This window comes from Coprococcus eutactus, assembly GCF_001404675.1.
Lineage (GTDB): Bacteria > Bacillota > Clostridia > Lachnospirales > Lachnospiraceae > Coprococcus > Coprococcus aceti.
In genome coordinates, this window is record NZ_CYXU01000002.1 from 164,696 (window position 1) to 177,887 (window position 13,192).

Annotated in this window: 12 protein-coding genes; 3 read left to right on the forward strand and 9 right to left on the reverse strand. The window is 38.6% G+C overall.

Annotated elements, in window-relative coordinates; genetic code table 11:
• Nucleotides 1-8: 8 nt before the first annotated feature.
• From ARA78_RS05120 to ARA78_RS05130, 3 genes are read right to left on the reverse strand one after another with little or no spacing between them, the layout of a single operon-like run.
• The gene (locus ARA78_RS05120; RefSeq protein WP_055280113.1) at nucleotides 9-383 is read right to left on the reverse strand and encodes a hypothetical protein; all 375 of its coding nucleotides are present in this window, start codon (nucleotides 381-383) and stop codon (nucleotides 9-11) included.
• A gap of 12 nt (nucleotides 384-395) precedes the next feature.
• Complete coding sequence (locus ARA78_RS05125; protein WP_055280114.1) at nucleotides 396-1,610, reverse strand: hypothetical protein; 1,215 nt, start codon at nucleotides 1,608-1,610, stop codon at nucleotides 396-398.
• Nucleotides 1,603-4,125 carry a DNA cytosine methyltransferase gene (locus tag ARA78_RS05130; RefSeq protein WP_055280115.1) on the reverse strand — a complete coding sequence of 841 codons (2,523 nt, stop codon included), beginning with the start codon at nucleotides 4,123-4,125 and terminating at the stop codon, nucleotides 1,603-1,605. The genes ARA78_RS05125 and ARA78_RS05130 overlap by 8 nt, the downstream gene beginning before the upstream one ends.
• 465 nt (nucleotides 4,126-4,590) lie before the next feature.
• Here ARA78_RS05130 and ARA78_RS05135 point away from each other — a divergent pair, with 465 nt between their 5' ends.
• Entirely contained in the window at nucleotides 4,591-5,760 is a 1,170-nt protein-coding gene (locus ARA78_RS05135; protein ID WP_055280116.1) for an IS110 family transposase, read from the forward strand.
• Between the two features lie 224 nt (nucleotides 5,761-5,984).
• On the opposite strand, the gene ARA78_RS05140 is transcribed toward ARA78_RS05135, so the two are convergent.
• The 5 genes from ARA78_RS05140 to ARA78_RS05155 form a co-directional block, all read right to left on the reverse strand.
• Entirely contained in the window at nucleotides 5,985-7,742 is a 1,758-nt protein-coding gene (locus tag ARA78_RS05140) for a relaxase/mobilization nuclease domain-containing protein (RefSeq protein WP_055280117.1), read from the reverse strand.
• Nucleotides 7,721-8,083, reverse strand: coding sequence for a plasmid mobilization protein (locus ARA78_RS05145; protein ID WP_055280118.1), 363 nt, complete (start codon nucleotides 8,081-8,083; stop codon nucleotides 7,721-7,723). The genes ARA78_RS05140 and ARA78_RS05145 overlap by 22 nt, the downstream gene beginning before the upstream one ends.
• A 35-nt stretch (nucleotides 8,084-8,118) precedes the next feature.
• Nucleotides 8,119-8,259 carry a hypothetical protein gene (locus ARA78_RS14080; protein ID WP_207641794.1) on the reverse strand — a complete coding sequence of 47 codons (141 nt, stop codon included), beginning with the start codon at nucleotides 8,257-8,259 and terminating at the stop codon, nucleotides 8,119-8,121.
• Nucleotides 8,260-8,349: 90 nt separating this feature from the next.
• Nucleotides 8,350-8,595 (reverse strand): hypothetical protein, encoded by a 246-nt coding sequence (locus ARA78_RS13845; RefSeq protein WP_172674892.1) that lies wholly within the window; start codon nucleotides 8,593-8,595, stop codon nucleotides 8,350-8,352.
• 77 nt (nucleotides 8,596-8,672) lie between these two features.
• Complete coding sequence (locus ARA78_RS05155; RefSeq protein WP_055280121.1) at nucleotides 8,673-9,068, reverse strand: hypothetical protein; 396 nt, start codon at nucleotides 9,066-9,068, stop codon at nucleotides 8,673-8,675.
• A 282-nt stretch (nucleotides 9,069-9,350) separates the two neighbouring features.
• On the opposite strand from ARA78_RS05155, the gene ARA78_RS05160 reads away from it, so the two are divergent.
• Both ARA78_RS05160 and ARA78_RS05165 read left to right on the forward strand, forming a co-directional pair.
• Complete coding sequence (locus ARA78_RS05160) at nucleotides 9,351-9,935, forward strand: helix-turn-helix domain-containing protein (protein ID WP_055280123.1); 585 nt, start codon at nucleotides 9,351-9,353, stop codon at nucleotides 9,933-9,935.
• A gap of 176 nt (nucleotides 9,936-10,111) precedes the next feature.
• Nucleotides 10,112-11,362, forward strand: coding sequence for a site-specific integrase (locus ARA78_RS05165; protein WP_055280124.1), 1,251 nt, complete (start codon nucleotides 10,112-10,114; stop codon nucleotides 11,360-11,362).
• A 161-nt stretch (nucleotides 11,363-11,523) separates the two neighbouring features.
• Here ARA78_RS05165 and guaA read toward each other — a convergent pair whose 3' ends face one another.
• Nucleotides 11,524-13,065 carry a glutamine-hydrolyzing GMP synthase gene (gene guaA / locus ARA78_RS05170; protein WP_055147204.1) on the reverse strand — a complete coding sequence of 514 codons (1,542 nt, stop codon included), beginning with the start codon at nucleotides 13,063-13,065 and terminating at the stop codon, nucleotides 11,524-11,526.
• Nucleotides 13,066-13,192: the final 127 nt, after the last annotated feature.

The window sequence follows — 13,192 nt, forward strand, 5'->3', positions numbered from 1 at the left end:
AAACATACCTATCCTCTGATTCCTAATTCTTTTGCAATTCTCTTTACCTGCAATATGAAACTATCGCTTTTTCGTTCGTCTGTCATTTCTTTTGTTGTAGTCACCGACCATCTATAAATCTGTTCTATACTGCCATATCCCCTTTTAAATAACCTAGCATATTTCACACAATTTTCTTTTGTAGGTGCGTCAGACAAAATAATTTTCAGTTCTTCATCTGTCCATTTACTACCTTTATTGGAAGTATCACGCTTTTCTTCATTATCCTTTTCGTAATCCACTAATAAATTATGCACAAGTATCATTTTATCGTCATATGACATTCCATCCACAACATTATTCAATGTCTCAAACAATGTTTCCTTAAATTCTTTTCGTTTCATTTCGTATCCTCACTAATAATATTTTTCAATCTTATTTAGCAATCCGTCAAAATCCATCTCCTGCACTTCAAAGAATTCATCTGTTTCTAAGCCTGTATTCAATACATTTTGATACAGATAAAAATCGTATATTACAGGTTCATTCTTATGCCCAATTAAATTGTCTCTTATTGAACCAGTCTTTGCAATTAAACATAAATATTGGTATGCCCGATCAATATACTGAGTATTATTATTTGGATGCGCATAAGTAAAATGTTGTGTAGGAGTTAATGCAATCAGATTTTCTAAATAATCTGCAATCTGTGGATATTCATTGGCAGGAAAAATATGATGCATCTGAGTTGCCGGATCATCTATGTGTCGCTCATCATACACTTCCGTTTTACTATTACGATATACATCATTAAATCTACGAAGATTTCTCTTGGCTCTGTTTATACGATATGTGGTCATATAGTCTTCATCTGGTTTTGGCAATGTAACTTCATAATCTACTCTAGTCATATCTTTAGGCTTCTCCGATAATATATCCCGCCAATTTCTCTGGTTATACATAATTTTATCTTGAGTAATAATATCTTTTGAAATATGACCTCTTTCAGTTCCACACTTTTTGTATTTACATGCTAAGGGATTTAACACTTTTGTAAAAATACGCCCACATTCCGTTGCACCATTAATAGGTGTATTTTGTATAGTAAACGATGTATATGAATCTTTTAATTCTTTGAAACTATTCTTATCTTGTAAACGAAAAAAATACTCAAACATTCTATAAATCCCACTATCTCTGAGCACTTTTTCAATATAAAGACAAAGAAAATTATAGCAGTTTCGTTCTCTAAAGCTTATATATTCTAATAAATCCTGATTGACTATAGAATAAACATACCCATGTCCACTTTTCTCTCCATGAATTATTCCAGCAGCATCTAATAATTTTATCGGCTGACCAAAATACTTATCATATTCATTGGATGCCTTTTCTGTTGGATTTGGCTTGCTAAATATCTGTTGTACATTATCTACTGTATAATCATTGTACCAAATATCATTTACAGTAAAGCTTTTTCTGTTTCTACCACTTGTATATTCAACAATACAGTCTGATACCAGACACACAACGTCCATTGTGCATTTTTGATCTATCCAACGACCATTATGTGTCTTTCTAATATCATAATCATGTTCATCTAAAAACTCTTGTATAGTTGCATTATCCATTACAGCACTCCTTTAGTACACCATAGAAAAAAACACTTGTCGCATCTACATTTAAAGAACGTGTCTGGTAATTTCTCGCTATTTGATAAAATTTTCTATATTCATCAGACGAAAAATATTCCATCTGTTTCTCTGTTAAATGAATATCCTCTTTTGGAATTAACACAGCTACAGAACCATTTACAACAACATTCTTTGTATTACGCATTACTCTTGGTTTATATGTCATATTGGGTGTTAAATATACATTTTGATTACCAACATACTTATAAGCGCTCAAAGCCTCCACTGTTTCCTTTTTAATATAAGAATCATATCCTGGTATATCAACTATTTCTTTTCCATCATCACTTATATTTCTTGACTTAATAACTCTTAGGCAATCAGCTTTTTTCTCCTGTGTTGTATTAGAATTTGTTATTTGACGATCTCTAAACACAGTAAACTTATCAAATTCAAGCCTTTGAGAGATATTATCAAAGAATTTATCTCTATAAATAATCCAATACGGATATTTCATATCTGTAATATACTTTTGTTTTTGTATTACAGACTGCTTCAATGTCAATGATTCTACTTTGGTTTCATTTGGTATTCCAACAGTATCAATAAACATACATATTGTCTCAACCAATACCCCTTTAAACCCATTTTCTCCGTAATCCTGAATACAATCTATCTTCTTATGTGAAAGAATTTCCCTTGTATCATTAAATTCTGGTGTGTTTAAAATCGCCTTTGGCATTATCATCGATACATAATCGGAAATAGCTAATGCTTTCTCTAAGAAAAACTCAAATGTATTGGTTGTATTCTTATTTATATTATTCTCCAAATACTTTTTTGCATCCTTTGCTTTCAGTTTTGAAAATGGTGGATTTCCTACAACCAAATCATATCTCTTCTTGAAATCATACAATAATGTATCTGTGTTAATATAATTTATATTTACATTAGATGGCATTTCTTTCTTCTGCAACAATAGCTGAAGAATCTGTAAATTTTTTTTATCAATATCAGCCACATCAATATTAACTCTTTTTACATTCTCATATTTTTTAAATAGAAATGGTAAAAAATTTCCCACTCCAACAGATGGTTCAAGTATGTTAATTTCCTCCTTTTCAAATTCAGGAAGTTGCTTATATATTTCATTCACTATGAACTTGTTTGTGTAATATGCAGCATTGTTCTCTCTTTTAGAATTTGTCAATTCAGCTATTCTAGCCAAAGAAGCACTTCCTAAATTAAGCGGATTGTTTACAATAAAATCAATTAAATTATCAGGACTATCCAACTGGTAATCTTCAATTGTTTTGTTAATCATAGAGTTATCAAAATGCTCCTGCTCCATAAAACCTCTGATATTACATGCAATTTGGAAAAAGATTTCTGTAGGTACAGCCTCTCCTATGCTTTGTCTTATCTTTATCTCTTCTTTTTTTAAAAGAGCTCTTTTATTCTTTTCTGGTAAAGCATTCAATTCCTCTAAAGTCTTATCAATCCACTTAAATTCCGGTGGAATTGTCATAATTTTCATAAGTTCACGAATTGAAAATACTCTGTCTTCTTCTGGATGTACAGTATTTTGACTTGCCAATTGGTCATTTCTTGTATGAATACAAGGTGCAACCTTATCCCAATATTGACGAGTATATTTATCTCCATTTTTTTGTTTATTAGGTACTACTACCCCGTCAACAATCTTATGTGGACGTTTCAATTCATCTTCATTATCAAATGCACTTTGTCCTTGCTTCAAATCATGAATCCAACAACGCATTTCTTCTGGATATGTTCTAAATGAGTGATAAAAATCTGTTGGGCAAATTTCACCCCACTCCAATTTAGGCATATCGCCTATTACATCTCTAAGAGTTCTCTCTTCTACATATGTTGGATACAACTCAATAGGTGCAACATATTCTGCTATATCCTTACTTACACCGATAACAACAGTTCGCGTTCTTGATGAATTTGAACCATAGTTTTTAAAATTAAGAATTCTACTGACAATAATATATTTATCACTCAATTCCTCATAAACCACATCACCTATCGCTTTAACTGTTCCATCAGGCGCTGTACAACCTGTTTTCATAAATGCAGCTACGTTTTCAAAGATAAAAAATCTAGGCGCTACTTTCTGTATTAAATGTACTGACTCAACAACCAAGCTATTACGAACTATTTCATTTTCTGCTTTTTTATGATTTGCAACAGACATTCCCTGACAAGGGGGTGTTGCAATTAAAACATCCACCCTGTCATTTCCAAGCTCTTTCCATCTGTCTATTTCTTTAAATATTTTATTTTTTGTCTCATCTGTAGTTATATCATCGCAAATATATCCTGATTCAAATCTACACTTATTATTATATTTTTGAACGTTTAATCTTCTTTCTATCAGCTCATTCGTAGCTATACACTCAAATCCAGCTTTTTTAAATCCAAAACACCCAACTCCAGCACAACTAAAAAGACTTATATATGTTAATGTTTTATCCTTTAGCATACCAATACACCTCGTTTACTATGATTGTTTTTTCTTGCATCTTCAGGCTTTTCTGCATCACATGGTATAAGCCATGTTTTTCCCTTTTTCACAACGCCATCTATTCGACCTTGCTCGCATAAAATTGCTATCCGTCTCGAGGTAATTCCCCATTTTTTTGACATTTCTATGGTAGTTAAATAGTTCATTGTATTCCTTGTATGATAATTAGGAAGTTAATTATCACACTTTCCTTTCTTTTAATATCGTGGTTCAATACAATTCAGATACTATGGACTTTTGATTTGTTTTCTGTAGCTTGACTACTCAACTGGAGTGTATTGCCGCTACCTTTATCTGTATTGTTTATTAGCTGGATGTTGCCGGAGTGTTTTTTACTCTGAGTACTTATTTCTATCAAGTCTACGATGATAATCGATGGTGGACATCATGGTATCAGACTTTAGGAAAGGGAGGTTCAACCTCATGAGAATTTACGTAGGCATTGATATTGCCAAACTTAACCATTTTGCCGCTGCGATTTCTTCCGACGGTGAAATAATTCTTGAGCCGTTCAAATTCACAAACGACGCTGATGGCTTCCAACTGCTGGTCTCTAAGTTCGAATCATTCGACAAGAACAGCATCATCATCGGTCTTGAGTCGACGGCACACTACGGTGACAACCTTGTTCGATACCTTGTTGCTGAGCTTTACCAAGTGTGTGTGTTGAACCCCATCAAAACCTGTCAGATGCGTAAAAACAACATTCGCAAAACGAAGACAGATAAGGTCGACACATATGTGATTGCTAAAACTCTTATGATGCAGGATGACCTCAGATTCGTCAGTTTCTATGACCTTGATATGATGGATCTTAAGGCCTTGGGGCGTTTTCGTCAGAAGACAATAAAACAACGCACCCGTTTGAAAATCCAGCTGACAACCTATGTTGATCAGGTATTTCCGGAGATTCAATACTTTTTCAAATCCGGTCTGCATCAGAACGCTGTCTATGCTCTTTTAAAAGAAGCACCTTCTCCAAAAAAGATTGCTTCCATGCATATGACTCATCTGGCTAATCTACTCAAAGTGAACTCACACGGACACTTTACCAAAGAGCAGGCCAAAGAATTAAGAGTTCTCGCACAGAAGTCTGTCGGTGCTAACGACAGCGCTATATCTATTCAGATAACTCAAACCATTCAACAAATCGAGTTACTGGATAGCCAATTAGATAAGATTGAAGCTGAGATGACGGATATCATAAAATTCAACGATTCTGTCATCATGACCATTCCTAGTATCGGTTATATCAATGGTGGAATGATCCTAGGTGAAATAGGTGATATTCACCGTTTCTCCAATCCCAGCAAGCTGCTTGCTTTTGCAGGTCTGGATCCTTCGGTTTATCAGTCTGGTAACTTTCAGGCTAAGACAACAAGGATGTCCAAACGTGGCTCGCGTGTTTTACGCTACGCTCTTGTAAATGCAGCTTGGAACGTTGTTAGAAACAACACAACCTTCAAGGCTTATTATGACGTCAAGAGGGCTGAAGGCCGGTCTCACTACAATGCACTTGGGCACTGTGCCGGCAAGCTTGTCAGAGTCATTTGGAAGATGCTCACTGACGAAGTAGAATTTAACCTCGAATAAGAGGTCTGTATACCAATATCGATAGATTTTGAAAAAGCACCCTAAGGGAGCTCTATTAAAGTTACCCTTTTTTACCACCGATATGAAAAAGAAATTTCTTTCTAATTTATGGTTGACTTTTCATAGCTGGTCTCCAATCATATATTCTATTATATTCACTTATCTGAATAATTACAAGTTTTTTTTGCCAAACATCTGTTCCTTTTATATCTTCCATATGGAAATCATCTGCCTTTTAATACCCTGTTCTTTTCTATAGGTTCTTCTCTATGCTTATCAGCATTTCTAATAACACTCTCATCATAAATCCTCTGAAACTCCTCATAAAGCCCATCTCCATCCAGCTTTATCCCCAGTCGTTTCATTACATCCGAGAACAACCTTATGCTTCCACTTACATCAGCAATATCAAATCCGAATATATCTGCCTTAACAGAATCACTGACATTCTCACAACCTCCTAGCTCTGATATTCTCCTTACAATCCAGCCAACTTTGTCCATAGGCTCTTTTTCTTTAGGTTCCACAAACTCACTTTTACCTTTTACATCAGTCTCTTGTTTTCTCGCACTATCAACTTGCTCCCTCTGTCTGCCTATTTCATTCTGATTATTGCCTGGATTCATTACCTGAACATTTGCATCAGGCTCAACAACTACTGCCGCCACTTCCTCAACCGCAGTCTTTTCTTCCATCCCCGGTATCTCAACATCCCTGTCAGCAACAATCTCCTCATTCCCCGACACCGCATAATAAGCCGTATACAAATCTTCTTTTATAATGTCATCAGCAAGCTGTATCTTCCTCTTAATTCCCCTTTTCTCCTGCTTAAGCTCATCCAGTTCTTCCTGCACTTCCATATGCCATATCTGATATTCCCGGTACTGCTCTTCATTCTTTATACTGCGTTTCCGACTAGAGCTTTCTCTGTATATCTCATGCTGTCTGTCCTCAATCTGCAGAATCTTTTCTTCCTGCTCATTTATGAAATCCACAAGATCCACAACACTTTTGATGTCATTATTTACAATCAGCAGATATTCGTCCTGTAACTGATGAAACCGCTTCAAATCCTCTGTATACTTTGCTCCACCGACTGCAAAACGCTTCTGCTCTACAATCCTTAACCTGTACAGCTTTGCATAAAACTTCTTCTGGAATGGTGACAGCTTCGCCCTGTGCAATCCTCTGATATCCGACGAATAAAAGTAAGGCTTTGCCATCCAAGGCATATCCACATAATGCCGTAACATATCTTCTGAAAACATCTCGTCCAGCTTTGCCAGTTTATGATAATATCGAAATCCCGGTGCCTGCACTTCCATCCACGCGTCTTTCTTAAATACATATCCAAGCCGTTTCATCAGATATTTAAAATGCTCCACATTCCCGGCTGCATATGCACACATCTTGGCATCCCTGAGAATTATCTCTTTCATGGACATTTCCTTTTCCCACTTGTCCCTGCTGATATTCTTTGGATTCTTGCTGTACTCTGCCGGCATTATGGAAAGTCCAAGTTCATCACAATATTTATTTGTGATAGGCTGGAGATGATTCTTCCAGTTGCTTTTCGGTGAATTGTATTTCTTGCCGGTTGTCATGCTGACACTGTTCCAGATAAGATGTCCATGCATATGCTCTCTGTCTGTGTGGACTGCATACACAGCCTCATAATCATCACCAAGCACATCCTTCGCAAAGTGCTCCAGAACGTACATTGCCTGTTCTGCAGTTACTTTTTCTTCCGGCGAAAACGATATAATCACATGATAGCCTTGTCTTTTACCTGTCTTATGAAATATATTCTTTGTCTCCTCCATCTGCTCAAATGCCGTATCCGGCAGGCAGTTAATACCGCCCACCAGTACACATTCTTCTGTCTTATCCGGATTCTGGATATATTCCAAAGCATTCTTCAGGTGCGATGCCGGATTTCTTCCTTCCGATTCCATGATATTCAGGATCTTTGTAATCGCCATATTTCCAGCACCTCCCCAAATGTTTTCTTTATATCATCCAGACTGCTCTGCAGTTTATCAATATCGCTGTAATATAACTTTCCCTGTGAATTGCCAAGCTTTACTGCCTGATTAATATTATTTGCAATACCGGCAATAACACGGATTACTCTTGCCCTGTCCTCTGGATAACTTGTATCAATGTTGCCGCCTGTCCGGATCAATTCTCTTATATATGCACTTGCTGTCATTCCTGTTCGTTTAAGTGCTACTTTTAGAATATCCATATCTTTCTCTGACAGCTTCACCGATATCTTATAATCTTTCCTGTCAGACTTGTATCTTCTCTTTCCATCTGCCATACGTTTTTCCCCTTTCGTAATTTCCAAATTCTGTATCAAACCAATCTCTTTTTATCTGTACCATTACTTTTTTCATCCTTTCTAAAAGTTCTGCTTATAGGTTTTGCAAGATGCGGAAAAGGTCGGACCTTTTCCCGAAAAAATATAAACGCATCAGCGTTTACATAATTTTTCATCTTGGCAGGAGCACCTGCACCCTGTATATGATTTGTGGTGGTTAATGTACCACCACAATTACTGATATGGTGACTAAAGTTCCACCTGATTTAAAAGTGGTGGCTCTTTTTGCCATCACTTTGCTGTTTTAGTGGCGTTTTCCGCCACCACTTTTCCATTTTGACGGCACTTTCCGCCACCATAACTTTTTTCTCGCTTATCTGAGTGGTGGCGCTTTTTGCCGTCACTTTGCTGTTTTGACGGCGCTTTTTGCCCCCACTTTTCCATTTTGACGGCACTTTTTGCCTCCACACTTTTTCGGCTCTGATTTGTGCGGGGGCGCTTTCTGCCCCCACTTTGTGGTTTTGGGGGCGCTTTCTGCCCCCATTTGCACATTTTGGGGGCGCTTTTTGCCCCCACTCGCTGGATTCACCTATTCAGTTGTCTCTTCCACCATTACATCTGCATCCGACATCACATTTTCTGCTATCTCAGCACCATCTTCCGGCAATTCATTTGTTTCAGGCGGTATATCCACTTCATCATGTTCACTTATCACAGAATCCCCAACTGCCGCTTCATAATCCATTTCTTCTACAACCTTGCTTCGGTTACGCTGTGGCTCATAATCCGGATTGTAATAATCTTCGTAACCATAGATTTTCTGTTCAAAGTACTTCCTTGGACATTTGCCCCGCATGGTGAAATAACCTTTTGCCTCAAGCTCTGCATTATATTCCTTTATAATTGCATATGCCTTTGTCATCCCGATACCAAGCATCTGGCTTATCTCACCTGCATCTATGAATGCTTCCTTTATACCCTTCATGCAGCTCCTCCTTTCATAAATTGTTATTTTAAATACGTGTTTTCGCAAAACAGCTATCCTGTTCTTTATTTAATCCGTATTTTTAATTCGTGTTTATTTTAATATCCTTTTCAAAATTTGTCAATAGAACTTTTTATAATTACGCACTTGCAATTCGTTTTTATTTATGATAAAGTAATCATACAATCATAAATAAGTCACTTACTGATACGTATTTCATTTAATATCAATCTGATACGTATCTTTACAACGGACTATTTTATATAAAGGAAGGTGAACCACATGGCTTACATTATGGACATTCCGTCTCCACAGGAGATTGGAAAGAACATCCAGAAGCACCGCAGGGCTCAAAAGATAACACAGAAGGAATTTGCAAAAAGACTTGGTAAATCAGAACGCACCATTCAGAAGTATGAATCCGGTGAGATTATCATGAAGCTGGATGTAGTAAAGGAAGTTGCTAATGAGCTGAACATTCCATTTCAGGAGCTTTTATATCCGGCAGGAATTGATAATGCTGCAAAAGAACCAATAAAACAGTCAACATCATATGAATTCCACACTATGTCAGATGTAATCAATGCTCTTTTTGCCATAACTGAACTTACTGATTTTTCATTTGAGCTGACCAACACCAAACCTCCTGAAAGTCCTGAATGGACTGCCGGGATTAAGGTTAATGGCAAAGGCAATGGAAAATATGATGCAGACTTCTGTCTCTTTATGGAAAACTGGATAACAAAGAAGAATATGCTTCAGACAGGAAAAATTTCAAAAGAAAAGTTTGATTCATGGAAATCAGATATGTTGGCATATTATAAGGATTCCAGACTGGATAATGAAGCCGATTCAAAAACTGAATAATTGCAGGCTTACACCTTTAATAAAGAAAAAGCTCCGGCACACTCCTTCTCGCAAAAGGAATAACCGAAGCTATGTAAGTGATTGACCCGAAGGCTTTATAATCACCCTGAACAAGTAGATTATATCATAGCCTTTTGATGATTGCACAACAATTTTACAAAAAGGAGATGATATTCATGCCAGCTTACAAAGATGAAAAAACTGGTAAATGGTTCGCCAAGTTCTATTATACGAACTGGCAGGGAATCAAAAAACAGAAGTGGAAAAGAGGCTTTGCCACCAAAAAGGAAGCCTTAGGATTTGAAAGGGATTTTCTGGAAAAGCAGTCTGCCAATCCTGACATGACATTTCAAAACCTTTATGAAATTTATATGGAGGATATGGCTGCAAGACTTAAGCAGTCAACTCTTCTGACAAAAAAGGCGGTACTACAGACGCATATTCTTCCATTCTTCGGTAGCAAGCCGATAAATGAAATCAAAGCCTCTGATGTACGAAGATGGCAGGCGAAGCTTATGAGTTCGCCTAATAATTACTCCCAGACCTATCTGAAAAAGATTAACACGGAGCTTAACAGCATCATCAATTACGCCAAGCGTTTCTATGACCTTAACACCAACCCCTGCGGCAAGGCAGGCACCATTGGAAAAGCAAAGGCTGAGGAAATGGATTACTGGACTTACGATGAATATATTGCTTTCCGTGAGGGTGTAAAAGACAAGTCGCTATCGTATATATGCTTTGAAGTCCTGTACTGGACTGGTATACGAGAAGGTGAACTGCTTGCTCTATCACCTGCTGATATTGACCTTGATAACAAGACAATATCCATCAACAGAACATATCAGCGAATAGAAGGAAAAGATGTATTTACATCACCTAAGACAAGAAAAAGTAAGCGAAAGATTCCGATTCCGGATTTTCTCTGCCAGGAGCTATCAGACTATATCCAGTCAAGGTATATGCTTGATGCAGATGAAAGGCTGTTCCCGGTAACAAAATCATATCTCTCACATGAGATGATAAGAGGTTGCAAAAACACAGGTGTAAAGAAGATACGAATCCACGATATCAGGCATTCGCACGCCAGCTTACTTATTAATCAGGGCTGTGATGCGCTGATGTTAGCAGACAGGCTCGGACACGAGAAAGTATCCACAACACTTAACACATACTCTCATCTGTTTCCACATAAACAGCAGGAGCTTGTGCATAGTCTGGAATCATTGCAGGCAACAGATTCGCCAACACCTGAACCACCATCTGATAACCCACTGCTTGAAGCAGTAGGTATCACATGTGAAGTGCCGCAGACTCAGGACAACGGCTCAGATGTAACAATCCGACCTCAGTTCGGACCTGCGTTAGTACCACCAAATACCGCATCAGGGAAAATCATCCAGATGCCACAAAGAAAGATCATATAAAAGAAATCCAGCAGTCATCAGGGTTTCTTGCTATTAAAGTTAATGACAACCAACTGAAAACGATAGAAAAAGAGTAGTTGCTATTAGTAGCAAATTAGTAGCAGAGCAAAAGAAAAAGTCTCGGAACCCGCTTGTTTAGCGGATTCCAAGACTTGTGGCTCTTATTCAAACTCAATCGTTCCAGGCGGCTTACTAGTCAGATCATACATTACTCTATTAACACCCTTGACCTCATTAATAATCCTGTTCATTACCTTCTGAAGCACCTCAAATGGTATCTCTGAACAATCAGCTGTCATGAAGTCTGTTGTATTTACAGCACGGAGTGCTACGGCGTAATCGTACGTTCTGAAATCTCCCATACAGCCAACTGAGCGCATGTTGGTCAGGGCTGCGAAGTACTGACCGAGGCTTCTGTCGAGGCCTGCCTTTGCGATCTCCTCGCGGTAGATGGCATCGGCATCCTGAACGATCTTGACCTTCTCGGCTGTGACCTCTCCGATGATTCTTATTCCAAGGCCTGGGCCCGGGAATGGCTGACGGAATACCAGGTACTCTGGGATTCCAAGCTCAAGGCCGGCCTTGCGGACCTCGTCCTTGAAGAGAAGACGGAGTGGCTCCACGATCTCCTTGAAATCTACATAGTCAGGAAGTCCGCCTACGTTGTGGTGGGACTTGATGACTGCTGACTTGTCAAGGCCTGACTCAATGACGTCAGGATATATGGTTCCCTGTACGAGGAAGTCCACGGCACCGATCTTCTTGGCCTCTTCCTCGAATACACGGATAAACTCCTCACCTATTATCTTTCTTTTTGCCTCAGGCTCGGTTACTCCGGCAAGCTTGCTGTAGAATCTGTCCTGAGCATTTACTCTGATGAAGTTCAGGTCATATGGGCCGTCCGGTCCAAATACCGCCTCAACCTCGTCGCCCTCGTTCTTACGAAGAAGGCCGTGGTCTACGAACACACATGTAAGCTGCTTGCCTATCGCCTTGGACAGGAGAACCGCAGCTACTGATGAGTCAACACCGCCTGACAGGGCGCACAGCACCTTGCCATCGCCTATCTTGGCACGGAGACTCTCTATTGTATCTTTTACAAATGAATCCATCTTCCAGTCGCCTGCACACTGGCATACATCCATGACAAATGCTCTGAGCATCTTCATACCTTCCTCGGTGTGCATAACCTCTGGGTGGAACTGAGTCGCATACAGCTTCTTCTCAGCATTCTCCATGGCTGCCACTGGGCATACAGGAGTGTAAGCTGTCTTCTTGAAACCCTCTGGCACCTCTGCAATATAGTCTGTGTGACTCATCCAGCAGATGGTCTTGTCATTCACATCTGCAAACAGCTTGGATGTCTTGTCAACCTCAACCTCTGTTCTTCCATACTCGCTGACAGGGGCCGTGCTGACCTTGCCGCCCAGCAGATGAGCCATGAGCTGTGAACCGTAACATATTCCGAGAATAGGAATACCCAGTTCGAATATCTCCTTGCTGCAGCTAGGTGAATCGTCTTTGTATACGCTGTTTGGTCCGCCGGTAAAGATGATTCCCTTTGGATTCATCTCCTTGATCTTCTCCAGCGGCAATGTGTACGGATGTACTTCGGCATATACATTACACTCTCTTACACGTCTGGCGATCAGTTGGTTGTACTGTCCGCCAAAGTCCAATACGATAATCAGTTCCTTATCCATGTATATCTCCTTTGTTGCCTTTTATTTACCTATAACATATTTCTGAACATTTCCTAGTATAACACAATATGCAGCACTTTTGTGCTGCATATTATCTAAAAATTATGTTGTTTTAATTATTTATGCA